The organism is Bifidobacterium sp. ESL0825 (assembly GCF_052606465.1).
The window spans coordinates 300,003-323,169 of sequence record NZ_CP199589.1; the positions used below are offsets into that span (position 1 = coordinate 300,003).

Here is a 23,167-nt window from a genome sequence, read left to right on the forward strand (position 1 = left end):
ATGAATGCAAGCATGCATGGCATGGGCCGGCCGCTGAAACGGCTGGCCAGGAATCTGACCGCGATCCTGTGCGCTCTGGGTTGCCTGGTCTCCCTGGCGGCCTGCGGCTCCGACAAGGAGGCAGGCAAGATCCGGGTGGGCATCAAGTTCGACCAGCCCGGTCTGGGCTTCAAGAAGGCCGGGACCTATGTGGGCTTCGACGTGGACGTGGCCACCTACATCGCCGACAAGCTGGGCTACAGCGCCGACGATATCGTCTGGAAGGAGGCCCCCTCCAAGCAGCGGGAGGCCATGCTCCAGAACGGCGACGTGGACATGATCCTGGCCTCATACTCCATAACGGATGAGCGCAAGCGGGCCGTCTCCTTCGCCGGACCCTACATCGTGGCCGGCCAGGACCTGCTGGTGCGCAAGGAGGACCACCATATCCGCGGCCCCGAGGACCTCAACGGCAAGCGTCTGTGCTCAGTGACCGGATCCACCTCGGCCGTCACCGTCAAGAAAAAGTTTGCCAAGGAGGTCCAGCTGATGGAGCAGCCCGGCTACGCCGAATGCGCCACCGCCCTCTTCTCCGGCATCGTCGATGCGGTCACCACCGACGACATCATCCTGGCCGGCCTGGCCTCCGCATCCCGGGGAAGACTGCGGCTGGTGGGCAAGCCCTTCACCCAGGAGTACTACGGCGTGGGCATCAAGAAGGGCAATACCAAGCTGGCCCACAAGATCAATGCGGCCCTGGCCGACATGGAGGCCAACGGCTCCTGGCAGCGGGCGCTGGAGAACAACACCCGGGGCACCCACTACAAACCCGACCCGCGGTTCAATCCGCCCAAGCCCACGGAAGGGGAGTGAGATGTCAACCATCATCGAACTGTTTTCCGACTACGACATCCCGGCGGCCTTCTGGGTCAACATCCAGCTGACCCTCTGGTCGGCCCTCTTCTCGCTGATTCTGGGCATCATCCTGGTGATCATGCGCATCTCGCCCATCTCCTCCCTGCGGGCCGTCGGCCGAGGGTATGTGGAGTTCTTCCAGAACATGCCACTGACCATCATCATGGTCTTCATGGTCCTGGGTGCCTTCGCCCAGCTCAAGATCAGCTTCTCGCCGGAATTCTCCGTCAACTTCTTCTGGCTGGCGGTGACGGGCCTGTCCCTGTATACGGCGGCCTTCGTCTGCGAGTCCCTGCGCTCGGGCATCAACACGGTGCCCCTGGGCCAGGCCGAGGCGGCCCGTGCCCTGGGGCTGAGCTTCTTCCAGTCGGCCTCGCAGATCATTCTGCCCCAGGCCTTCCGCGGGTCGGTGGCGCCCCTGGGCAACACCTTCATCGCCCTGCTGAAGAACTCCACCGTGGCTGCAGCCGCTTCCGTGGCTTCCGAGAGCTCCTCCCTGATGAGCGAGATGATCGAGTTCCACGCCAACGCCATTGTGGCCATCTTCCTGATCTTCGCCCTGGGATACGTGATCCTGGTTCTGCCCATCGGAGCCTTGACCACGTACCTGTCCAACAAGCTGGCAGTGAGGAGGTGAGCGGCCATGGCACAGGACAATGAGAGCTCGCTGCTCTTCGATCAGCCCGGTCCCAAGGGCCGGCGCACCATACGAATCGTCAACTGGATAGCCGCCGTCATCTTCGCCATCGTGGTCATCCTGGTGCTGATGAGGCTGCACAACCCTCCGGACGGCGAGAACCAGCTGAGCTGGGAGCTCTGGCGTCCGGCCCTGGACTACGAAGCCTGGTCCGACTTCTACCTGCCCGGGCTCTGGCTGACCATCAAGGCCTCGGTTGTGGCAGTGATAGGCTCGGTCATCTTTGGGTTCGTCTTCGGCATCGGCCGTCTGCTGCCCAACGGGCTGGCAAGGGCAGTCTCGGGCGTTATTGTGGAGTTCTGCCGGGCCGTCCCGGTGCTGATGATGATGATCTTCTTCTGGCGCTGGTTCGCCTTTGCCGGAATCAGCCAGGCCTCCTACTGGGCCGTCGTGCTGGGCCTGATCCTCTACAACGGCTCCGTGGTGGCTGAGCTGATCCGTTCGGGTGTGGGCAACCTGCCCAACGGCCAGCGCGAGGCCTCCCTGGCCCTGGGGCTGACCAGGACCCAGTCGCTGATGCAGATCGAGGTTCCCCAGGCCGTCTACGCCATGCTGCCGGCGGCCGTGACCCAGCTGGTCGTGGTCCTCAAGGACACGGCCCTGGGCTCCATCATCATGTACACGGATCTGCTGCAGGAGTCCCGTCGTCTGGGTTCCATGTACTTCAACATCCTGCAGACCCTGGTGGTGGCCTCGGTGGTCTACTTCTTCGTCTGCTTCTTGCTGTCCCACTTCGCCCGCTGGCTGCCCAAGAAGATGCAGGAGCGCACTGCCGCCCCCGCCGACTTCGTGGAGCCTGCCGCGCCCGTGGCCATCATGGATCCCTCCAATGTCAACCAGATAGCCGTGGCCAAGGAGGTGGACGAGGACCGGTACGGCGGCGCGCCGCTGCAGTACCATGCACATCACCGTGGATCCAACGCCTCCATCCAGCACTGGAGGAAGACCCGCTACATCCAGGGCTATGACAGGACCCAGCCCGACACGCTGGTCGATCCGCACAAGGCGAGTCTGGAGATTCCGGACTTCCTCAAGCCTGGACGTGGCGGCCGCTCCGACGGCGATCAGAAGGACGAGGGCAAGAAGCAGGAGGGCAAAGACCAGGGCTGACCGGTCCTCAGCTCCCATGATTCCAAGCCGGTCTCCGGCCGGACTTGTGTGCCTGGCCGGATAGACTGGTGGACATGGTCCAAGAACATACTGATTCCTCAACCGCCTCAACCGACCAGCCTCCCTCCCTGGGCGACCTGGTCCCCGAGGCGGGAGGCCCCCGCAACCTGACCGAGGATCAGATCTACGACCGCTTCTTCTCCTGGGTGGCTTCCCGGGGCATCACCCCCTGGCCGCACCAGGAGGAGGCCGTGCTCTCCCTGGTTTCAGGCGACCATGTGATCCTGTCGACCCCGACCGGCTCGGGCAAGTCCATGGTGGCCCTGGCCATGCATTTCATCGCCTTGTGCACCGGGCGGCGCTCCTACTACACGGCTCCCATCAAGGCTCTGGTCTCCGAGAAGTTCTTCGACCTGGTTTCGGTTCTGGGTCGCGACCGGGTGGGCATGATCACCGGCGACACCCATATCAACACGGATGCCCCGGTCATCTGCTGCACGGCCGAGATCCTGGCCAACCAGGCGCTCAGGGAGGGTCGCCATGCCGATATCGGCTGCGTGGCCATGGATGAGTTCCACTATTACGGGGACCCGGACCGTGGCTGGGCCTGGCAGGTGCCTCTGCTGACCCTGCCCGATGTGCAGTTCCTGCTCATGTCTGCCACCCTGGGCGACGTGGATCAGATCGCCGTGGACCTGGAGCGCAAAACCGGGGTGGGTGTGGACATCGTGGCTGATGCCCCCCGACCGGTGCCTCTGGACTACCGTTATGTGGACACCCCATTGCCCAACACCGTGGAGTCCTTGCTGGCCGATGGGGATTCGCCGGTCTATATCGTTCATTTCTCCCAGGATGCCGCCCTGGAGACGGCCCAGGCCCTGTCCAGCACGGGGGTCTCGGACCGGGGGCAGCGCGACCGGATCAAGGAGGCCATGGCCGGCACCCGCTTCACCACGGCCTTCGGCAGGATTCTGCAGCGGCTGCTGCGCACCGGGGTCGGGGTCCACCATGCCGGCATGCTGCCCCGGTACCGGCGCCTGGTGGAGCAGCTGGCCCAGGATGGCCTTCTGCCGGTCATCTGCGGCACGGACACCCTGGGGGTCGGCATCAACGTGCCCATCCATACCGTCCTGCTGACCGGACTGACCAAGTTCGACGGCTACAAGATGCGCCGTCTGCGGGCCCGGGAATTCCACCAGATCGCTGGCAGAGCCGGACGCATGGGCTTCGACACCAGCGGACTGGTCGTGGCCGAGGCCCCCGAATACGAGATTGAGAACGCCAGGGCCGTGGCCAAGGCTGGCAACGACCCCAAGAAGCTCAAGCGGATCAAACGCAAGAAGCCACAGGAGGGGTTCGTCACCTGGGGCAAGGGAACCTTCGACAAGCTGATTGAGGCCCGTCCCGAGACCCTGACGCCGCACCTGAAGATCTCCCACGCCATGGTTCTCAACGAGGTCGACCAGGGCGGCGATGCCAGGAGGCGGGTGGAGGACCTGATCGAGGACTCCCGTCAGACCCCGCAGCAGAAGGAGCATCTGCAGGACCGGGCCGACGAGATCTTCCAGACTCTGACCGACACCGGGGTCATCGAGACCGAAAAGAACCCGGACGGCGGCCTGGACTACTTCACGACCGTGGACCTGCCCGAGGACTTCGCCCTGGACCAGCCCCTTTCGCCCTTCCTGCTGGCCGCCCTGGAGCTGCTGGATCCTGAGGATCCTGATTACGACATGAACCTGCTCTCCATGGTCGAGGCCACCCTGGAGGATCCCCGGCAGATACTCAAGGCCCAGCAGCGGCAGGCCCGCGACGCGGCCATCCAGCAGATGAAGGAGGATGGCCTGGAGTACGAGGAACGGATGGAGCGCCTGCAGGAGGTGACTTGGCCCAAGCCCCTGGAGGAGCTGCTGGGCGAGGCCTTCGACCGCTACCGTCGGGACGTTCCCTGGGCCAACGACTATGAGATCCATCCCAAGTCCGTGCTGCGGGACATGATCGAGACAGCCTCGGACTTCAACGGCTACATCGCCCGCTACGGAATATCCCGGTCGGAGGGGACCCTGCTGCGCTATCTGTCGGATGCCTATCGGGCGCTCAGCAGGACGGTTCCCGAAGAGTTCATGGATGAGCGGCTGGAGGACATCCTGGCCTGGCTGGGACTGATCGTGCGCTCGGTGGACTCCAGCCTGGTGGATGAGTGGGAGGCCGCGGGCAGGGCCGAAAACGGCGAAGTTCCTAGCGGGCTAGATGCCGCCCCGCCCAAGGTGGAGGACCAGGTGGTGGCTGACCGGCGTGGGCTGACCCTGCTGGTGCGCAACGCCATGTTCCAGCGGGTGGAGCTGGTGGCTGCCGACCGGCCGGAGGCCCTGGCCGACCTGGATGCAGACTGGGGCTACGGCCTGCGGGCCTGGAGCGATGCACTGGATGACCTCTATGAGGACCATGAGCAGATTTTGACCGATGCCCAGGCCAGGTCCTCGGACTTCTTCAGCCTGGATGACCGTGATGAGCGAAAGGGCCGCACCTGGCGGGTCCAGCAGATCTTCGACGACGTCGAAGGGGATCGCGACTGGGGCATCGCCGGCATTGTGGATCTGGATGCCACCCAGGGGAGCGGCCAGGTGGTCTTCAAGGAGTACCGGGTGGGTCCCATCGAGGAGCTGATGGACCTCTAGACCCGCGGCTTCATAGGACCTTGGAGAGGAAGGACTGCAGCCGAGGGCTCTGCGGGTGGCCGAAGATCTGTTCGGGCGTGCCCTCCTCCTCGATGATCCCGGCATCGGTGAAGATCACCCTGGAGGAGACCTCCCGGGCGAAGGCCATCTCGTGGGTGACCAGAATCATGGTCATGCCGCCCTCGGCCAGGGAGCGGATGACTTCAAGCACGTCGCCCACCATCTCCGGATCCAGGGCCGAGGTCGCCTCGTCGAAGAGCATGATGTCCGGGTGCATGGCCAGTGCGCGGGCGATGGCCACACGCTGCTGCTGCCCGCCCGACAGGTCCGTGGGCCTTGCGTCCGCCTTCTCCTGAAGCCCTACGGTCTCCAGCAGTTCCAGGGCCTGCTGCCGGGCATCCTCCTTGGGGGTCTTGTGCAGCATATGGGGGGCCAGCGTGATGTTGTCGGCCACGCTCATGTTGGGGAAGAGGTTGAAGTGCTGGAAGACCATGCCCACGTGCTCGCGCAGCTTGTCGATGTTGGTCTTTGGATCGGAAATGTCGATCCCATAGACGCTGATGGTGCCCGAAGTGGGCATCTCCAGGGCGTTGATGCAGCGCAGCAGGGTGGACTTGCCCGCGCCCGAGGGGCCGATGATGGAGATGACCTCGCCCGGCTTGACCTCCATGTCGATCCCCTTGAGGACCTCGGTGTCGCCGTAGCGCTTATGCAGGTCGCGGATGGATACGGCCGCCTGGGAAGTTCCCTGGTTGAGGCGACTTTGGTTCTGGCGGATGCGACGGGTCAGTCGTCCGGTGTCCATGTCCGGGTCCTCGAAGTTCATCGATGCAGCCTCCTATCGAGCATATTGGCCATCCAGGTCAGGGCGCTGATGGCGACGAAGTAGATGACGCCCACCATGAACAGGGTCTCGGTCACGCGGAAGTTGGCCGCGTAGATCTGCTGGGCCTGGTAGAGCAGCTCGCCGAAGCCGATGGCCAGCAGCAGGGAGGAGTCCTTGAGCATGATGACCAGCTGGTTGATGATGGAGGGCGTGGCGAATCTGACGGCCTGGGGCAGGATGACCCGGCGCAGGGCCATGCGACGTGTCAGGCCCAGGCTGCGGGCCCCCTCCATCTGCCCGACATCCACCGACTCGATGGCCCCGCGCACGATCTCCACCAGGTAGGCTCCGGAGTTCAGGGACAGGGTCAGCGCGCCGGCCAGCCAGATGCTGATGCGGTGGCCGATCAGCTGGGGGACGCCCAGGTAGAAGAAGAAGGCCCAGACCAGGACGGGTGTGCCCCTGAAGACCGCCACATAGATCCGGGCGATCCAGGACAGGATGCGGTTGGGGCTGATCCGCCACAGTCCCAGGATGATGCCGATGGCCAGGGCGATGACGAAGGATATGGCCGTGATGGCTAGGGTGTTGCGCAGGCCCAGCATCAGGGAGGGGAAGGCCTGGCGGACCAGCTCGAAGAATCCTGGCCTGGAGGCGGGGGCGCTCTTGCTGGACTGGCCGCTGCCCACATAGGCATCGACCAGCTGTTTATAGCTGCCGTCGGCCTTCATCCTGGCCAGTCCCTCGTTGAAGGCGGCCACGAACTCCTTGTTCTCGCCCTTGCGGACGGCCGCTCCGTAGGAGGCGCCAGGCTCCTTCTTGGTCACGGTCTTCAGCCCGTTGCCTTGGGCGATGCCGTAGGCCAGGACCGGGTAGTCGTCGATGACCGCCTGGGCGTTGCCGGACTTGACCATCTCGTACATGGTGGAGGACTGGTCCACCGCCTTGACGCTAAACCCGTACTGGGCCGCACGCTGCTTGGCGAAAGCCTCGCCCTCGCTGCCGGTCTTGACGGCCACCACGCTGCCTCGCAGATCCTTGTAGCTGTGGATCTGGTCGTTGTCCTTGGCAATGGCCATCTGCACGCCGGAGTCGAAATATGGGTCGGTGAAGTCGTAGACCTGCTTGCGCTGGTCGGTGATGGTCATGCCGGCTATGACCACGTCGGCCTGCTGGGAGTTCAAGGCCTGCAGGGCGGCGTTGAAGCCCAGGGACTGGATCTGCACCGAGAACCCCTCGATGTCGGCGATCTTGCGGATCAGATCCATGTCGATGCCGACCAGCTTGCCGGAGGAGTCGCGGAATTCAAAGGGGGCGAAAGTGGTGTCGGTGGCGACGCGGAAGGTGCGTCCGTGGACCGCCTGCGCGGCGGGTGAGTCCTGGGCCGCCTGCGCCGGCGTGGCCAGGGGGGCGACAATCAGGGCTGAGAGCCCCAGGACCAGGGCAAGCAGGCCCATGGCCCACCTGCCTGGACCGGATGTCCATCCCTGGCGAACATGCTTGGCGATCACTGGCGATTCTCCTTATTGCTCCTACTGTGCCGGTCCCGGTTGTTTCAGGGCGCAGGCCTTGCTGCCGCCCATGGGCCTACCTGAAGATGTTCAGGCGGATGACCAGTAAACTGTACACACACCGGGTTTCCGGGACCCAACTACGCGCTGGGCGATACGGTCATATAGGTTTCTAGTCTAGCGCGTTCGTCTTGCTGTTTGTGGCAGGCGCAGGCCTATGCTGGTGAAGGCGGGGAGCCATAGGGCCCCGAGGAATGAGGTATTGCAGATGGTTGATGATCTCTTCCAGGCGGCGGATCCCCCCGAGGAGCACACCCTGCCTCTGGCGGTCAGGATGCGGCCCAAGAGCCTGGACGAGGTGGTCGGCCAGGACAAGGTCACGGCTCCTGGAACCCCTTTGGAGCGGCTGGCCCGGTCGGATCCGAACAACCGCCTGACGGCTCCCAGCTCGGTCATTCTTTTCGGTCCTCCCGGGGTGGGCAAGACCACCCTGGCCTACATCGTCGCCCGACAGTCCGGGCGGCATTTCGAGGAGCTTTCGGCCGTCACCTCGGGGGTCAAGGAGGTGCGGCAGGTCCTCGCCCAGGCTCGGGAGCGGCTGGTCAGCCAGGGCCAGGAGACGGTCCTCTTCATCGATGAGGTCCACCGCTTTTCCAAGTCCCAGCAGGATGCCCTGCTGCCCAGCGTGGAGAACCGGGATGTGACTTTTATCGCAGCCACCACGGAGAATCCCAGCTTTTCGGTCATTGCGCCCCTGCTTTCCCGCTCGGTGGTGGTCAAGCTGGAGGCCCTGGACGACCGGGACCTGGCCAAGCTGGTCCGCAGGGCCGTCAAGGACCAGCGGGGGCTCAAGGACCAGGTGCGGCTGGATGCAGAGGCTCTGGACCAGATCGTGCGTTTTGCCGGGGGCGACGCCCGTCGTGCTCTGACCATTCTGGAGGCTGCGGCCGGGGCCGTCACCGAAGGCGGGCCTCGTGCCAAGGGGGCGCGTCGGCCCCTGATCAATGCCAAGGTGGTCTCCTCGGTCATGGACGTGGCCGCCGTCCGCTATGACAAGAAGGGCGACGACCACTATGACGTGGCCTCGGCCTTCATCAAGTCCATGCGGGGTTCCGACGTGGATGCGGCCCTGCACTACCTGGCTCGGATGATCCGGGCAGGCGAGGACCCGCGTTTCATCGCCCGACGGATCATGATCGCCTCCGCCGAGGAGGTGGGCATGGCCTCTCCGGAGGTGCTGGAGATCACGGTCGCGGCTGCCCAGGCCGTGGCCATGGTGGGCATGCCGGAGGCCCGGCTGATCCTGGCCGAGGCAGTCATCGCCGTGGCCACTGCGCCCAAGTCCAACGCCTCCTACCTGGCCATCAACCAAGCCCTGGAGGATGTGGACGCCGGGCATATCGGCCAGGTTCCCCTGCACCTGCGCAATGCCCCCACCAAGCTGATGAAGGCCTGGGGCAACCATGAGGGCTACCAGTATGCCCACGATGCGCCGGATGCGGTGGCGCCCCAGCAGTACATGCCCGACGAACTGGTCGGACGACGCTACTACCACCCCAATGATCGTGGCTATGAGCGTCAGCTGGGTCCACGACTGGAGGCCATCAGGGCCATCCTGGACAGGGCAGCCGGGCCGGGGGGAAACGCCGGGTCTGGGCAATGACCGTCCAGACTCCTATACTGGGCACCCAATAGACGTTGAGCAGCCACACAATGACCGAAACGCCGCAGGGTCCAGGCCTTCCATAGTGACGTTCGCCACGCTCCCACAAGGAGCCTGTCGTCGTCGGCAGGTCTGGCATGGACGCATGGGGCATGCCTGCCTCATGCACGGGCGCGAGGGTGACGATGTCGACAGCGGTCATTGACAATGCAGACATATCCGAACAATCAAAGGGCCTCGGCGTGGCCGAGGACGACCTGGCGGTCCGCGAGATTACCCGGCGAGTAGACAATGCTCGTGAATCGGCTACTTTTTACAAGATCGTGGCCCTGGTGGCTGCGGGAATGCTCATGGACAGCATCGATGTCTATGTGGGCAGCGCAGTAGCCAGTTCAGCACTGAGCACCGGGTGGTCCACGGTCGCCCAGAATTCCCTCTTCCTGTCGGCTGGTTTCCTGGGGCTCCTGGTGGGCTCGCTGCTGGCCGGATTCATCGGAGACCTGCGGGGGCGCAAGACCGCCTATCAGATCAACCTGCTGCTCTTCGGCGGCTTTACCCTGCTGGGCGCTCTGGCCCCGAACATGGCCGTCCTCTCGGTCTGCCGCCTGGGGGCCGGCCTGGGTCTTGGCGCCGAAATCGTCACCGGATTCTCCATGGTCAACGAATTCGCTCCCATCAAGCATCGCGGCCGCTGGAGCGCCATCGTCTCGCTGGTGGCCAACACCGGAGTGCCCCTGGCCATGCTCCTGTGCGCCTGGATCATTCCGCGCTGGTCCTGGCGGCCGCTCTTCGTGGGCATTGGTCTGGCAGCGGCGTTGATCTGGTACCTGCGGCGTGACATCCCTGAGTCCCCTCGATGGCTGGCCCAGCACGGGCGGATAGACGAGGCCACCCAGGTGGTCGAGCTTCTGGAGGCCAACAACGCTCAGGGTAATTCAGGCTCCGGTTCTGCCAGTGGCTCCGCCCTTGTTGGGAAGGATGAAGGCACTCAAGCACCTGCCAAGGCTTCGGGCAGCATTGTCCGCGGCCTGATTGTGGCCACTGTGGCAGTCTCGGCCACCAATGTCTGCTCCTACGCCTTCACCTCCTGGGTGCCCACCATCCTGCTCAAGCGGGGCATCAATCTGAGCGGATCCCTGTGGATCAGCACCCTGATGATGCTGGGTGCCCCCCTGGGCTGCCTGATCGGATCCCTGCTTTTGGACCGGATAGGTCGTAAGCGGATCATCGTCACCGCCTTCCTGCTGACAGCGGTTTTCGGTATGCTCTACGCCGCGCAGACCAGCCAGGTCACGGCCATCCTGGTGGGCATCCTGCTCATGGCCAGCCTCTACGTCCTCATGTCTTCAGTGGTGGCCGTCTATGCGCCCGAGCTCTTCCCGACCACGGTCCGCTTCCGTTGCGTGGGCATTGCCAATGCCGTTGCCAAGCTCTGCAATGTGCTCATGCCCGTGCTGATCGGTGCCATGCTCAGCGTATGGGGGAGCACCTCGATCTTCGTCACCATCAGCCTGGTTGCCCTGGCCTCCATGCTGGTTGTAGGCCTGATGGGCTGGGAGACCTCCGGCCGTTCGGTGGGCTGATTCTGCGGTAAGCGGGTCAGAGCTGATTGGCCAGCAGCCGGTTGTAGACGCAGCGCAGCTCGGTCTGGAAGGTCTCGGGGTCGATATCGGGATTCTGCTTGAACAGGTCCGTCCACCAGTTGTTGACCGACCTGATCCGTTTGCGCGCGATGTCTGCGCCCGACCTGGTCAGGGCGATGATATTGACGCGGTGATCGGCTGGGTTCTGTTCACGGCTGACCAGGCCCTGGGCCTTCAGAGCCTTGAGATCCCTGGCCAGCAGACTGGGGTCTACGCACAGATCCCGGGCGATCTGCCGCTGACTGAGGCCTGGATGATCATAGAGATATACGATCAGATCACCTTGAGTGCCCCGTAAGGTGGAGTCGCCCATGTACCGGCTGGTGTCATTGCGTGCATGCCGGTAGATTCCGGCTATGCAGCTGCTCAGGTTGTGGTAGTGGCTCTTCTTCAACATCGCTGCTGCCCCCTAGCTGGTAAGGAAAATCAAAGAGCTCGGCGGACATGATTGACCGCATGGACCCCTTCGGCGCCGTTCCCCTTCCAGGCCTATTTTCGACAAGTCCCAAACCTCGGCCTTATATGAACAACGCATTTTCATCATATCAATACCGTCGACACCATGGGGATGATCCACGATCAGGACATGGATCAGGCAGGCCATGATTGCCCAGACGCCGATTCCGATCGAGGCCTGTCACGGCCGATCGTCTAGGGATTTCTGTCTCCTTCGTGCTCGTGGGCTGAAAAGGGACTGCCTGTTCACGAGGCTGTGCGGGTCAGCATTTGGGGGAGTATGACCCATGGAAGTCGGGGACTATCACCGTCATTGCTCCACGGTATGCTAAGATGTTCGCTTTTTAGCGCTGAGATTTGGAAAGGACTGGCATGCGGGTACTGGACTTCGATGGCACCATCTACGATGGCGAGAGTCTGCTTGACTTCTACCTGTTCACCGCCCGCAAGGATCCGCGGGTGCTTGGCTACCTGCCGATTGCCCTCTTCTATGCCGTCCGCTACCGTCTGGGCCGGGTCACACTCGAGCAGCTGGACTCGGCCATGCGCCGGGTGGGCTCGCGCTACCTGCGTCGGCTGACCTCGCGTCCCGGCTTTGACATGGACCGGCTGGTCAACCAATTCTGGGATGCCAACATGCACAAGATCATGGATTGGTACACCCCCCAGGCTGACGATGTGGTGGTGACCGCCTCCTTCGATCTGGTGGCGGGGGAGGCCTGCCGCCGACTGGGCATCACCCGCTGCATCGGCTCCACCCTGGATTTGGAATCCCTGACCGTGGGCTACCTCAACTTCGGGCCTGACAAGCCCCTGCACTTTCAGCGGATCTTGGGCCAGAAGGCGGCCATTGACGCCTTTTACACCGATTCGGCCTTCGATCTGCCCATGATCGATCTAGCGCGGCGTGCCTATATGGTGGAGCATGGCCGGGTCCGTCGCATCAAATAGGTCAACCCTGCCAATTCCCGCCAAGATCCGTCGGCGGGTTCAGCCCCGACCAACCCTGCTATCGTTCTGCTTAGAAGCAAGTGAGCATAATGGCATGCTGAGAACGAGGGAGGGCTTCTTGTGAAAGAGCCGGCCACGATACTGATTGTCGACGATGACAGGGATCTGGGCGAGATGCTGTCAATAGTGCTGCAGACGAAGTCCTACAGGCCGGTGACCTGTACGGATGGATCCAGGGCAGTGGAGATATTCCCTACGGTGGAACCTGATCTGGTGCTGCTGGATATCATGCTGCCCGGCATGGATGGGATTGGCATCGCCCGGTGGATCAGGTCCAGATCCAATGTCCCCATCATCATGCTGACGGCCAAATCCGATACCAAGAACATCGTCGAGGGTCTGGAGGCTGGAGCCGATGACTATGTGGTCAAGCCCTTCAGCACCGATGAACTCCTGGCCAGGATCCATGCACGTCTGCGTCCGGTCTCGGTCCGGGCTGATCAGGAGGGGCAGGAGTCACCGGCCGCCATCCATGGCCTGATAGAGATCAACCGCCAGGAGCACACTGCGGTCAAGCGGGGCAGGCAGCTTTCCTTGACACCCACGGAGTTCGAGCTGCTCTACGTGCTGGCCTCGCATCCCGGGGAGGTGCTCAGCCGGGGAGAGCTGCTGCGGAAGGTCTGGGATTACCAGGATATGGGCGATACCCGTCTGGTCAACGTCCACGTGCAGCGTCTCAGGCAGAAGATCGAAGACGATCCCGAAAATCCCAGAATCATCGAGACGGTTCGGGGCATCGGTTACAAGTATGCGGCTGAGCAGCCAGGATCATGAGCAGTCGCACGAGGCACAGGGTCGTGTCTTCCGCAGTCGGGATGTTCCTGCGCAGGCTCTACAGAGCAGTCAGGAGCTCCCTGCAGATACGAATGGTCCTTCTGGCAACGGTTTCGGCACTCCTGATCGGCGTCGTCTTCATGACAGCCTCCCTGTATTCGGTCAGGACCTCCCTCTTGAACCAGGTTCTGCGACAGGCACAGGCCGACTTTGCCGCTGAGCTGACCAGGGCTCAGGGAGGACTTGACTCCGCAGACATCACCGGTGATGAGGGCAGCTATCAGAAACTGGTGGTCAATATGGCAGCCAACGTTCAGAATGAGGGGGCGCCCAACATGGTTGGGGTCTTCATCTGGCCGGATGACTCCACAGCCCGCAGGTTCGTCCCTGTATCCACTGCCCCGGGAGACAGCGACCTGATCACCCCGGAAATCAGGAATGCCGTCGTCTCAAATGGCAGCCACTCATACTCGCAGATGATCAACACGGCCGACAAGGGTCAGTACCCGGTCCCGGGCATCGTCATGGGGTCCATGCTGAGGCCGGCCACTACCGGAGGGATCGAGTTCTATGCCATCTACTCCTTCGCAGACCAGCAGCGCTCCGTGCTCTCCGTGCAGATGGCCCTTCTTGCGGTCAGCGTGGTGACCAGCGTTGTGATGGGGATCATCGTGTTCCTGGCCCTTCACTCAGTCATCCGTCCGGTGACCAAGGTGGCAGGTGCCGCCAAGGGATTGGCCCAAGGGGAGTCGGACGTCCGGGTCACTGAGGACCGGACCGATGAGCTGGGCACCCTGCAGCGTTCCTTCAACGTGATGGCTGATTCCATCAATGAGAAGATCGGTCAGCTGGAGGAGGCCGAAGCCTACCAGCGCAGGTTTGTATCAGACGTCAGCCATGAGCTGCGGACCCCGGTCACCACCATCCGCATGGCCACGGACCTGCTCTTCAAGACTCGGGACGACCTGGATCCCAGCAAGCGCAGGACCGTGGAATTGCTGGACAAGCAGGTGTCGCGCTTCGCCAGCATGCTTGAGGATCTTCTCGAAATATCCAGGTACGAGGCTGGCCAGACATCGCTGAATCCGGACCTGCGCGATGCCTGCGATCTGGTCCGCAACGTGGTTCAGCAGGTCGCCCAGATAGCCAGGACGAAAGGGGTTCCCGTGAAGGCGCTCCTTCCCGACCACAAGGTGATGATCACCGTCGATGCCAGCCGTTGCACTTCGATTCTGCGCAACCTGGTCAACAATGCCATCGATTTCGCCGAGGACGGGCCGGTGCAGCTGCGGCTGGCCGTCTCGGAGCAGGCCGTGGTATTCAGTGTGCGCGACTGGGGAACCGGCATTGCGCCCGAAGACCTGACTCATATATTCGAACGGTTCTGGCGGGCCGATCCGTCGCGGTCTCGGTTGACGGGCGGTACAGGTCTGGGGCTGTCGATCGCCTTGGACAATACCAACCTCATGCATGGCCTGCTCCAGGTGCGCTCGCAGGTTGGGAAGGGGACCTGGTTCCTGCTGACCCTGCCCAGGGATGTCTGTGAGCAACTGGATCAGGGGAGTGCGCCGGTCCGATTCCAGCCTGGCCATGGTCTGGACGTGGAAGGCTTCTTCGAAGAGGCTGCATCATGAGCATTTTCAGACCGTCACGCTGGCCAAGAGCCTTTCGCCCTGTGCGGATGCTGGGGATGTGTATGGCCATGGTGGCTGCTCTGGTCGCAGGAGGCTGCGCCAATCCATTCGGGCTGCCGACCTCAGGGTCGGTCCGTCAGCTCAGTCCCATCGAGAATCAGCCCCATCGCGTCTTCTCCTCCCCGGAAGGTCCTGTGGACGGAGCCGTGCCAGAGAGCATTGTCAAGGGCTTCCTGGCGGCTCTGCCTACCGGCATTCAAAGCGATGGCTTTGCTGTCGCCAAGTCCTACATGACCAAGCGGGCCTTTGCGGGATGGGATTTCAATGCATCCGTCTCGATCTATAAGGGTTCTCCTGTCTATGACCGCGTGGATGACGAGGGCAGCGGGAAGAGGACTGCCCTTGACCTGACCACCGAGTGCATTGGCTCCTTGGACGCCCATGGAATATTCTCCGTCACCGAGCAGGACTGCGGCTCAGGGTACAGGACCGAACGGTTTGAGCTCGCTAAAGTGCGCGGCCAATGGCGGATCAGCAAGGCCCCGGCGGGGATAGTGATCTCTTCGGATGATTTCATGCAGGTCTACCGTCAGGTCGTCATCTATCAGTTCCCCTTGGCCAAGGGTGTGCCTGTTCCCGACAACCGCTGGTTCGGCTGGCGAAACTGGAGGACCCTGGCCCTGAAGGAACTGCTGAAGGGCCCTCCGGCCTGGCTGCGGGATTCCGTGACGAACTTCAACACCGCCAAGGTCTCCCTGGCAGTCGATGCGGTGCAGCAGGTCAAGGGACGCATGGAAATCAGGGTCAGCAGCTCCTTCGCCTCCCTGAGCAGCGAAAACAGGGCCATGCTGGTCCATCAAATGCGGATGCTCTTGGGCGACGGCAATGGCGAGTTTGATCTGCGGGTGGTCGATGCGTCAGGGATTGACTATTCCCACGCGGATGACGACCTGACCATAGCTTCAGGGCAGACTTCCAACCGCATCTACAGTCTGGGCAGCAGCGGGGTGGTAGGTTTCAACTCCTCGAACCTGATCAGGGTCGGTCAGCCTCCCGTCTTTCATGAGCCCAGGGGGCTGGTCTTTTCCTCCAATGGCGGTGCGCTGCTGTCTGATCAGGGCCAGGTGACCTGTCTGAAACCCGATGCTTCATCCTGCGGAAAACTGTTTGCCGGCACACCCATTACCGCCATAGCCGGCAGTTTCACCGATGAGGTTTGGGCTGTCAGGCAGAGTGATTCCGCCATTCTGGTCGACGCAGGCAAGCCGGGTGCCTTGGAATTCGCCCTGCCCTGGCTGCATGGGCGGCGTGTGGTCGCCCTGACTGTGGCACCTGAGGGGCAGCGTCTATGCCTGGTGCTCGAAGATGGTTCGCAGGGTATGAACACCCTGGTCATGCTGGGTATTGTCCGAGGCGAGAATCAGCGGCCGAAGGGCTTGAGCGACCAGATCCAGGTCATCGCCCGACATCGGGATATCAGGGCCTTGACCTTCTACAACGACGACACCCTGGTCTACAAGGATGGCGACATGGATGCGGGCGGCCATTCCCAGATCGCCCCTGGTCCGGAGACGATCCAGCATCTGCCGGCCGGAACCACCGGCTTGGCTGCAGGGCAGGTCAATCAGATGCAGAGCCTGATCGCCCTGGACCGTTCGGGCATCGTTCACTGCCTTTCCGGAGCCCTGGAGGGCATGTGGTACATCATTGATTCCCAGGTGGATACGGTTACCAGCGGCAGGTGACAATCACCGGGATGGGTGGTACCGGCTGCGGCTCGGCTGCAGCTTGGCTGTCGGTGTGGCTGAACTGTTATCGATTTGTTATCACTGCGCCTTGAGCTCGGCAAGAGGAAAAACGATACTGAAAATCGTGGATGTCATCATCGATGATCATAATGCTGTGGCTTCGATGCTGACTACTCAAGGAGGAGAACAATGAATACAGTACTGAAGAAGGCGCTGACCATCGCCACGGCCTCGGCTGCGGTCTTGGCCATGGGAGCTTGCGGCTCTTCCGGGTCCAGCTCCAGCAAGGGCGGCGACAAGCAGAAGACCATCGGATTCGTTGCTGTAGGTCCTGAGGGCGGCTTCCGCACGGCCAACGAGAACGATCTGAAGAAGGCCTTCAAGAATGCCGGATTCAACATGATCTATTCGCCGACCCAGAACAACGATCAGCAGAAGCAGATCCAGGCCTTCAACAAGTTCGTCAACGACGAGGTTGATGCCATCGTCCTGTCCTCCACCGAGGACAGCGGATGGGATGAGTCGCTGAAGAAGGCCAAGGAGGCCGAGATCCCGGTCTTCCTGGTCGACCGCAACGTGCAGACCAAGGACGAAAGCCTGGTCGCCTCCCACATCGGACCTTCCAACGAGTGGGCAGGGCAGCAGGCGGCAGAGTTCGTCAACAAGAACTTCCCCGATGGAGCCAATGGCCTGATTCTGGAGGGCCCTGCCGGCCTGTCGGTGGTCAAGGACCGCCAGAAGGGCTGGGATTCCAAGATCGGTGGCAACATCAAGGTTCTGGAGAGCCAGTCGGCCAACTGGTCCACTGACGAGGCCAAGACCGTCACCGCCGGACTGCTGGACAAGTACAAGAGCCAGAATGTCCAGTTCATCTTCTCGCAGAACGACGAGATGGGCCTGGGCGCTGCACAGGCTGTCGATGCCGCAGGTCTTAAGGGCAAGGTCAAGATCATCACCATCGATGGCACCAAGCCTGCTCTGAAGGCCCTGATCGACGGCGATCTGTCGCTGGTGATCGAGTACAACCCGCTCTTCGGCGAAACGACCGCCAAGACCGTCAAGGATTACCTGGACGGCAAGAAGGTCAAGAAGAACATCGTCATTGATTCGAAGGTCTTCACCGCCGATGAGGCCAGGAAGGTCATCGATTCCAGAGCGTACTGATCTATCGCTGATCGCGTAGGACGCACAGGACGGCGCACCCGGGAAGGTTGCGGTACGCCGTTTTTCATGGGCGGGAAAGGGTCTTTGGGCCGCGGTACCGCCCCCCGATCAGCATTCAGTTTGATGAGGCAAGACAATGACAAAAGAAGCACCCTTGGTCTCCATGAAGGGAATCAGCATTGAATTCCCTGGTGTCAAGGCGCTCGACAATGTCGATCTGCGTCTGTTCCCCGGTGAGGTCCATGCCCTCATGGGGGAGAACGGCGCAGGCAAATCGACCATGATCAAGGCGCTCACCGGGGTATACAAAATCAACGCGGGAACCATCACCGTCAACGGCCAAAACAGGATTTTCAACGGCACAGCCGATGCGCAGAACGCCGGCATCGCCACGGTCTACCAGGAAGTCAACCTGTGCACCAATCTGAGTGTGGGCGAAAACGTCATGCTCGGGCACGAGGTGAGGGGGCACCTGGGCATCAACTGGCGCAAGACCCATGAGGCGGCCAAAGGCTTTCTGGCCCAGATGGGCCTGACGGATCTGGATCCTCACACACCGCTCAATGAGATATCCATAGCCATGCAGCAACTGGTAGCCATCGCCAGGGCCATGGTCATCGATGCCAAGGTCCTGATCCTGGATGAGCCGACATCTTCGCTGGATGCCAATGAGGTTCAGGATCTTTTCCGGATCATGCGCAAGGTCAGGGACCGGGGCATCGCCATACTGTTTGTTTCCCACTTCCTGGACCAGGTCTACGAGATCGCCGACAGGATGACCATTCTGCGCAATGGCAAATTCGTCGAGGAGACCATGGTCAAGGACATGCCGCGCGATGTCCTTATTACCAAGATGATCGGCAAGAACGCCGATGAGCTCTCGCTGATCGGCACCAAGTCGAGGAAAGAGACACCCCAAGCCGCAACAGACCGGCCTCTGGCCAGCGTCCGCGGCTTCGGCAGAAAGGGCAGCATCTACCCCTTCGACATGGATCTTTTCAAGGGCAAGATCATGGGACTGGCCGGCCTGCTGGGTTCCGGCAGAACCGAAATCGGCCGCCTGCTCTTCGGCGCAGACAAGCCCGACAAGGGTACCTACACCTTTGATGGGAAGAAGATCTCCATCGACAGCCCGGCCAACGCCCTGAAGAACAAGATTGCCTACTCTACGGAGAACAGAAGGGATGAGGGCATCATCGGCGACCTGACGGTCAGGGAGAACATCATCCTGGCCCTCCAGGCCACCCGGGGCATGTTCAGGCCAATCCCCAGGAAGGAAGCCGATCGGATAGTCGACAAGTACATCAAGGAGCTCAATGTCCGCCCGGCCGATCCCGACAGGCTGATCAAGAACCTTTCAGGAGGAAACCAGCAGAAGGTCCTGCTGGCCAGGTGGCTGGCCACGGATCCTGAGCTGCTGATCCTGGACGAACCGACCAGGGGAATCGACATCGGCGCCAAGGCGGAGATCCAGCAGACGGTGCTGGATCTGGCCGCTCAGGGCATGAGCGTGGTCTTCATCTCCTCTGAGCTTGATGAGGTCGTCCGCCTCTCCGATCAGATAACCGTCCTCAAGGACCGTCACAAGATCGACCTGATGGACAACGATGACACGGTTTCCCAGCAGACCATCGTGGAAGACATAGCCAACACCTCGGTCTCCGGACAATCTCAAGGAAAGGAGGAAAGATGAGCAAGCCCACCAAGCAGCAATCGGAGGATGAAGGTCCATCCTTCCTGCGCCGCATATTCGGCAATCAGCTGATTTGGAGCGTGGTCGCCTTCCTCGCGCTGATTGTGGTCTGCACCCTAGTGGATCATTCCTTCCTCAGCCTGTCATACAATCCGCGCACAGGCGGCCTGGCAGGACCCCTGATCACCATGATCCAGGAGTCTGCGCGATACCTGATGATCGCCACCGGCATGACCCTGGTCATCTCGACCTCGGGCATCGACCTTTCGGTCGGCTCGCTCATGGCCGTGGCCGGAGCTGCAGCCATGCAGATGCTGATCAACGGGGTGAACGTCTGGATGGCCATTCTGATCTCCCTGGCCGTAGGTCTGGTTCTGGGCTGCATCAACGGCGCCTTGGTCTCCATTCTGGGACTCCAGCCCTTCATCACCACGCTGATCATGATGCTGGCAGGCAGGGGACTGGCCAAGGTCATCACCAATGGGCAGAATGCCGACGCTTCAGGCGTGGCCGGCAGCGGACCGTTGCGCTGGATGGCCAATGGCTTCATTCTGGGAATCCCGGCCAATTTCGTCATAGCCGTGATCATCGTCTGCCTTGTCGGTCTTCTGATGAGGAAGACGGCAGCCGGCATGATGATCGAGTCGGTGGGCATCAACCAGGAAGCCAGCCGAATGACCGGCATCAAGCCCCGGCGGATCCTCTTCCTGGTCTACGCCATCTCCGGTCTGCTGGCCGCTGTGGCAGGGCTGTTCGCGACTGCTTCAGTGATGAGGGTCGACGTGGTCAAGACCGGTCAGGACCTGGAGATGTACGCCATTCTGGCTGTGGTCATTGGAGGCACCTCCCTGCTGGGCGGCAAGTTCTCGCTGCTGGGAAGCGCTTTCGGCGCCGTGATCATTGCGATGATCCGCAAGACCATCATCACTCTGGGCATTGATTCAGCCGCCACGCCAGCCTTCTTCGCTGTGGTGGTCATCATCATCTGCGTCATGCAGGCGCCCAAGGTGCACAACGCGGTCGCTGAGTTCAAACGCAGGCGTGCCATGAGGCAGTCTGCAGAGGTGGTGGCATGATGAAGAAGAGTGCAAGCAGACAAGCAGGTTTCCGGCTGAGCCCCAGGGCCATTCCGACAGTCGCTGCCGTGGTCATCTTCCTGCTCATGCTGATCATGGGCCAGGTGCTCTTCGGCACTTATATCCGGCTGGGATTCATGTCCTCGCTGTTCATGGACCACGCCTACCTGGTGATCCTGGCAGTAGCCATGACCTTCCCCATTCTCACCGGTGGCATCGATCTGAGCGTGGGGGCCATAGTCGCCATCACTGGCGTCGTCGGTGTCAAGCTCATGATCGCCGGCGTGCCGGCGGGGTTGGTCATCGTCATCATGATCGCCATTGGCGCAGTCTTTGGACTGCTGGCCGGCGTGCTCATCGAAGAGTTCAACATGCAGCCCTTCATCGCCACACTGTCCACTATGTTCCTGGCCAGGGGCATAGCCTCCATCATCTCAACTGATTCGCTCAATATGCCGCAGAACAACAACTTCAGCTGGATCGGCGGCGAGGGACTGAAAATCATCGACAACCCGAAGATTTCCAATGATCTTTCGCTGAACTTCGGCGTGGTAGTCGCTCTGGTCGTTGTGGCAGTCAGCTATGTCATCCTCCACAAGACCAGGACGGGCCGTACCATCTACGCCATCGGCGGTTCCCGGTCCTCGGCCGAGCTGATGGGCCTTCCGGTCAAGCGGACGCAGTATGTCATCTACCTGACTTCGGCTGTCCTGGCCTCCATCGCTTCCATCGTCTATGTGGCTGGCATCGGTTCAGCCAAGAACACCATGGGCGTGGGCTGGGAGCTGGACGCTGTAGCTGCGGTCGTCATCGGCGGCACCCTGATCACTGGCGGTTACGGCTACGTGCTGGGTTCTGTCATAGGTGCGCTGGTCCGCTCGATCATCGATCCTCTGACCTCGGACTTCGGAGTCCCGGCTGAGGCCGTCACCATCGTGGTCGGTCTGATGATCCTGGTCTTCGTCATCCTCCAGCGTCTGGTGACCTTCGTGAGAAAGGAATGACACAGGGTTTTCCTGGATGATCTGAATGGGGGCTGATGCCGTGGCGATTGCGGCATCAGCCCCCATTCGCATTGCTGGTTCATGATTCGAAGGGGAAGACCAGTCCCCACTGGCGGCGCAGAGAGTCCATGAGCTCCATGATGCGCAGGGTGTCCTTGTGGGGCATCTGGGCGCACTCGGTCTCGCCGTCCAGAATGGCCTGCGCTGCGCTGGACACCTCATACTCATAACCGGTCAGCTGGTCAGGGATGGGGTAGCGCTTCTTCAATTGGTGATCCGCGTCGTACAGGTCGATTGACTCCACGTTGTTGATGTTGGCGCACTGCAGGTAACCCTGGTCTCCCCAGATGCTGCCGGTCCGGTCACTGGCCGAGACCATGGAGCTGGTCGCTGCCCCCATGGATCCGTCCTGGTAGAGAATGGTCGTGGAGTTCTGGCTGTCGACGCCCTCCGGGCTGCGGACCCAATCCGTGCAGACCCGCTCAATAGGCTTGGCTCCCATGACCATGTCGATGAAGTTGAGAGGGTAGACACCTACGTCGAGCAGCGCGCCGCCGGCCAGGGCCGGGTCGGTCATTCTGGCCTTGCCCACGGTCACATATCCCAGGTTGGCGGTGACCGTTCTGACGGTGCCGATTTCTCCCGAGGAGACGATGTCGTCGATGATGGAGCGCGAGGGCATGTACCTGGTCCAGATGGCCTCGGTGCAGAGCAGGCCGGTGCTCTCGGATGTTTCGATGACCTGCCTGGCCTGGTCGGCGTTGGCCGTGAAGGACTTTTCGACCAGCACGTTCTTTCCCGCCTTCATGCAGGCGATGGCCTGCTCGGCGTGGAGGCTGTGAGGCGTGGCGATGTAGACCAGATCCACTTGGGGATCGTCCAGAAGCTCCTGGTAGGAACCATAAGAATGCTCGAATCCATATTTTTTGGCGAAAGCGGCTGCGCGATCCCCATCCCTCGAGGCCACGGCGTATGGGGCAACCAGATGGCTGTATTGCTGGTCTTTGGCCATCATGACCACCGTCTTGGCCAGGGCGTTGGCTATCCGTCCGGCGCCGAGAATGGCGAAGTTGACCCGCATGCCCTTCTGCTCAGCCTCTTGTCCTTTGCCGTTCAATCTGCTCATCCTTGACTCCTTCGTTTGGAAGGCCATCTGCTGTGATGGCCTCATACAATTTCTTCAGGGTTTCCTCGGCATGTCGGGTGTCCAGCTGGCACTCCCAGACTGTGAAAACCCGCCAACCCATGGCTTTCAGTTTTTCGCCCTGTTCCTGATCCCGCAGACGGTTCCTTGTCAGCTTTGTGGTCCAATATTCCACATTGGATTTGGGAAGGGAGAATTTGGCGCAGCCCTGATGCATGTGCCAGAAACAGCCATTGACGAATACCATGGCCCTCCACTTGGGCAGAACCACATCGGGATGGCCCGGATACCTCTTGTCGTTCTTGCGGAACCGCAGACCGCGCGAGAAGAGATATGACCGGACCTGGCGTTCTATTGATGTCTCCGTGCCCCTGATTCGGGACATGGTGTAGCTGCGTGTGCCGGGCTGGAATCTGCTGGGTGTCTTTTTCGAAACCATCC

At 61.7% G+C, this 23,167-nt stretch carries 19 protein-coding genes; 14 read left to right on the plus strand and 5 right to left on the minus strand.

The features are described from left to right. Positions 1 to 21 precede the first annotated feature (21 nt). From ACUIAG_RS01145 to ACUIAG_RS01160, 4 genes are all read left to right on the plus strand, one after another. Positions 22 to 852, plus strand: a complete 831-nt coding sequence (locus ACUIAG_RS01145; RefSeq protein ID WP_180335391.1) for a glutamate ABC transporter substrate-binding protein — start codon at positions 22 to 24, stop codon at positions 850 to 852. A gap of 1 nt (position 853) precedes the next feature. Continuing rightward, positions 854 to 1,531 (plus strand): amino acid ABC transporter permease, encoded by a 678-nt coding sequence (locus ACUIAG_RS01150; protein ID WP_024627819.1) that lies wholly within the window; start codon positions 854 to 856, stop codon positions 1,529 to 1,531. A gap of 6 nt (positions 1,532 to 1,537) precedes the next feature. Further along, positions 1,538 to 2,701, plus strand: a complete 1,164-nt coding sequence (locus ACUIAG_RS01155; protein WP_445339896.1) for an amino acid ABC transporter permease — start codon at positions 1,538 to 1,540, stop codon at positions 2,699 to 2,701. Positions 2,702 to 2,775: 74 nt separating this feature from the next. Then, on the plus strand, positions 2,776 to 5,379 hold the full coding sequence (locus ACUIAG_RS01160) for a DEAD/DEAH box helicase (protein WP_445339897.1): 2,604 nt from the start codon (positions 2,776 to 2,778) through the stop codon (positions 5,377 to 5,379). 10 nt (positions 5,380 to 5,389) lie between these two features. Here ACUIAG_RS01160 and ACUIAG_RS01165 read toward each other — a convergent pair whose 3' ends face one another. Both ACUIAG_RS01165 and ACUIAG_RS01170 read right to left on the minus strand, forming a co-directional pair. Next, positions 5,390 to 6,205 (minus strand): amino acid ABC transporter ATP-binding protein, encoded by an 816-nt coding sequence (locus ACUIAG_RS01165; protein WP_445339898.1) that lies wholly within the window; start codon positions 6,203 to 6,205, stop codon positions 5,390 to 5,392. Then, the gene (locus ACUIAG_RS01170) at positions 6,202 to 7,716 is read right to left on the minus strand and encodes an amino acid ABC transporter substrate-binding protein/permease (RefSeq protein WP_445339899.1); all 1,515 of its coding nucleotides are present in this window, start codon (positions 7,714 to 7,716) and stop codon (positions 6,202 to 6,204) included. Before ACUIAG_RS01170 ends, ACUIAG_RS01165 begins: the two co-directional genes overlap by 4 nt. Before the next feature lie 268 nt (positions 7,717 to 7,984). Here ACUIAG_RS01170 and ACUIAG_RS01175 point away from each other — a divergent pair, with 268 nt between their 5' ends. Then, on the plus strand, positions 7,985 to 9,379 hold the full coding sequence (locus tag ACUIAG_RS01175; protein WP_445339900.1) for a replication-associated recombination protein A: 1,395 nt from the start codon (positions 7,985 to 7,987) through the stop codon (positions 9,377 to 9,379). Positions 9,380 to 9,564: 185 nt separating this feature from the next. After that, positions 9,565 to 10,962 (plus strand): MFS transporter, encoded by a 1,398-nt coding sequence (locus tag ACUIAG_RS01180; RefSeq protein ID WP_156147908.1) that lies wholly within the window; start codon positions 9,565 to 9,567, stop codon positions 10,960 to 10,962. A 16-nt stretch (positions 10,963 to 10,978) separates the two neighbouring features. Here ACUIAG_RS01180 and ACUIAG_RS01185 read toward each other — a convergent pair whose 3' ends face one another. Beyond that, positions 10,979 to 11,419 (minus strand): MarR family winged helix-turn-helix transcriptional regulator, encoded by a 441-nt coding sequence (locus ACUIAG_RS01185; protein ID WP_045924188.1) that lies wholly within the window; start codon positions 11,417 to 11,419, stop codon positions 10,979 to 10,981. A 431-nt stretch (positions 11,420 to 11,850) separates the two neighbouring features. On the opposite strand from ACUIAG_RS01185, the gene ACUIAG_RS01190 reads away from it, so the two are divergent. The 8 genes from ACUIAG_RS01190 to ACUIAG_RS01225 all read left to right on the plus strand — a co-directional run bounded on the left by ACUIAG_RS01190 (position 11,851) and on the right by ACUIAG_RS01225 (position 21,582). Further along, a complete protein-coding gene (locus ACUIAG_RS01190) occupies positions 11,851 to 12,429 on the plus strand; it encodes a haloacid dehalogenase-like hydrolase (protein ID WP_445339901.1) in 579 nt (192 codons plus the stop codon). Positions 12,430 to 12,549: 120 nt separating this feature from the next. Beyond that, positions 12,550 to 13,263 (plus strand): MtrAB system response regulator MtrA, encoded by a 714-nt coding sequence (mtrA, locus tag ACUIAG_RS01195; RefSeq protein ID WP_260804502.1) that lies wholly within the window; start codon positions 12,550 to 12,552, stop codon positions 13,261 to 13,263. Beyond that, positions 13,260 to 14,897, plus strand: coding sequence for an MtrAB system histidine kinase MtrB (gene mtrB / locus ACUIAG_RS01200; RefSeq protein WP_445339902.1), 1,638 nt, complete (start codon positions 13,260 to 13,262; stop codon positions 14,895 to 14,897). The genes mtrA and mtrB overlap by 4 nt, the downstream gene beginning before the upstream one ends. A gap of 62 nt (positions 14,898 to 14,959) precedes the next feature. Next, complete coding sequence (locus tag ACUIAG_RS01205; protein WP_445339903.1) at positions 14,960 to 16,642, plus strand: LpqB family beta-propeller domain-containing protein; 1,683 nt, start codon at positions 14,960 to 14,962, stop codon at positions 16,640 to 16,642. A 192-nt stretch (positions 16,643 to 16,834) separates the two neighbouring features. After that, positions 16,835 to 17,809: an ABC transporter substrate-binding protein gene (locus tag ACUIAG_RS01210; RefSeq protein ID WP_445339904.1), complete on the plus strand. Its 975-nt coding sequence runs from the start codon at positions 16,835 to 16,837 to the stop codon at positions 17,807 to 17,809. A gap of 136 nt (positions 17,810 to 17,945) precedes the next feature. Beyond that, on the plus strand, positions 17,946 to 19,502 hold the full coding sequence (locus ACUIAG_RS01215) for a sugar ABC transporter ATP-binding protein (RefSeq protein WP_144086018.1): 1,557 nt from the start codon (positions 17,946 to 17,948) through the stop codon (positions 19,500 to 19,502). Then, complete coding sequence (locus ACUIAG_RS01220) at positions 19,499 to 20,578, plus strand: ABC transporter permease (protein WP_445339905.1); 1,080 nt, start codon at positions 19,499 to 19,501, stop codon at positions 20,576 to 20,578. The genes ACUIAG_RS01215 and ACUIAG_RS01220 overlap by 4 nt, the downstream gene beginning before the upstream one ends. Next, entirely contained in the window at positions 20,575 to 21,582 is a 1,008-nt protein-coding gene (locus tag ACUIAG_RS01225) for an ABC transporter permease (protein ID WP_229132901.1), read from the plus strand. The genes ACUIAG_RS01220 and ACUIAG_RS01225 overlap by 4 nt, the downstream gene beginning before the upstream one ends. A 79-nt stretch (positions 21,583 to 21,661) precedes the next feature. Here the strand turns inward: ACUIAG_RS01225 and ACUIAG_RS01230 are convergent, their stop codons facing one another. Together ACUIAG_RS01230 and ACUIAG_RS01235 are read right to left on the minus strand one after the other, a co-directional pair. Continuing rightward, the gene (locus ACUIAG_RS01230; RefSeq protein WP_445339906.1) at positions 21,662 to 22,708 is read right to left on the minus strand and encodes a Gfo/Idh/MocA family protein; all 1,047 of its coding nucleotides are present in this window, start codon (positions 22,706 to 22,708) and stop codon (positions 21,662 to 21,664) included. Then, positions 22,674 to 23,165, minus strand: coding sequence for a very short patch repair endonuclease (locus ACUIAG_RS01235; RefSeq protein ID WP_445339907.1), 492 nt, complete (start codon positions 23,163 to 23,165; stop codon positions 22,674 to 22,676). Before ACUIAG_RS01235 ends, ACUIAG_RS01230 begins: the two co-directional genes overlap by 35 nt. Positions 23,166 to 23,167: the final 2 nt, after the last annotated feature.

Bases quoted from the DNA above. Each gene is read 5' to 3' on its own strand.
- ACUIAG_RS01235 (WP_445339907.1), bottom strand. From the start codon at position 23,165: ATGGTTTCGAAAAAGACACCCAGCAGATTCCAGCCCGGCACACGCAGC.
- ACUIAG_RS01220 (WP_445339905.1), top strand. From the start codon at position 19,499: ATGAGCAAGCCCACCAAGCAGCAATCGGAGGATGAAGGTCCATCCTTC.
- ACUIAG_RS01230 (WP_445339906.1), bottom strand. From the start codon at position 22,708: ATGAGCAGATTGAACGGCAAAGGACAAGAGGCTGAGCAGAAGGGCATG.
- ACUIAG_RS01150 (WP_024627819.1), top strand. From the start codon at position 854: ATGTCAACCATCATCGAACTGTTTTCCGACTACGACATCCCGGCGGCC.
- ACUIAG_RS01160 (WP_445339897.1), top strand. From the start codon at position 2,776: ATGGTCCAAGAACATACTGATTCCTCAACCGCCTCAACCGACCAGCCT.
- ACUIAG_RS01225 (WP_229132901.1), top strand. From the start codon at position 20,575: ATGATGAAGAAGAGTGCAAGCAGACAAGCAGGTTTCCGGCTGAGCCCC.
- ACUIAG_RS01210 (WP_445339904.1), top strand. From the start codon at position 16,835: ATGAATACAGTACTGAAGAAGGCGCTGACCATCGCCACGGCCTCGGCT.
- ACUIAG_RS01215 (WP_144086018.1), top strand. From the start codon at position 17,946: ATGACAAAAGAAGCACCCTTGGTCTCCATGAAGGGAATCAGCATTGAA.
- ACUIAG_RS01155 (WP_445339896.1), top strand. From the start codon at position 1,538: ATGGCACAGGACAATGAGAGCTCGCTGCTCTTCGATCAGCCCGGTCCC.
- ACUIAG_RS01180 (WP_156147908.1), top strand. From the start codon at position 9,565: ATGTCGACAGCGGTCATTGACAATGCAGACATATCCGAACAATCAAAG.
- ACUIAG_RS01190 (WP_445339901.1), top strand. From the start codon at position 11,851: ATGCGGGTACTGGACTTCGATGGCACCATCTACGATGGCGAGAGTCTG.
- ACUIAG_RS01185 (WP_045924188.1), bottom strand. From the start codon at position 11,419: ATGTTGAAGAAGAGCCACTACCACAACCTGAGCAGCTGCATAGCCGGA.
- ACUIAG_RS01175 (WP_445339900.1), top strand. From the start codon at position 7,985: ATGGTTGATGATCTCTTCCAGGCGGCGGATCCCCCCGAGGAGCACACC.
- mtrB (WP_445339902.1), top strand. From the start codon at position 13,260: ATGAGCAGTCGCACGAGGCACAGGGTCGTGTCTTCCGCAGTCGGGATG.
- ACUIAG_RS01205 (WP_445339903.1), top strand. From the start codon at position 14,960: ATGGCCATGGTGGCTGCTCTGGTCGCAGGAGGCTGCGCCAATCCATTC.
- ACUIAG_RS01165 (WP_445339898.1), bottom strand. From the start codon at position 6,205: ATGAACTTCGAGGACCCGGACATGGACACCGGACGACTGACCCGTCGC.
- ACUIAG_RS01145 (WP_180335391.1), top strand. From the start codon at position 22: ATGGGCCGGCCGCTGAAACGGCTGGCCAGGAATCTGACCGCGATCCTG.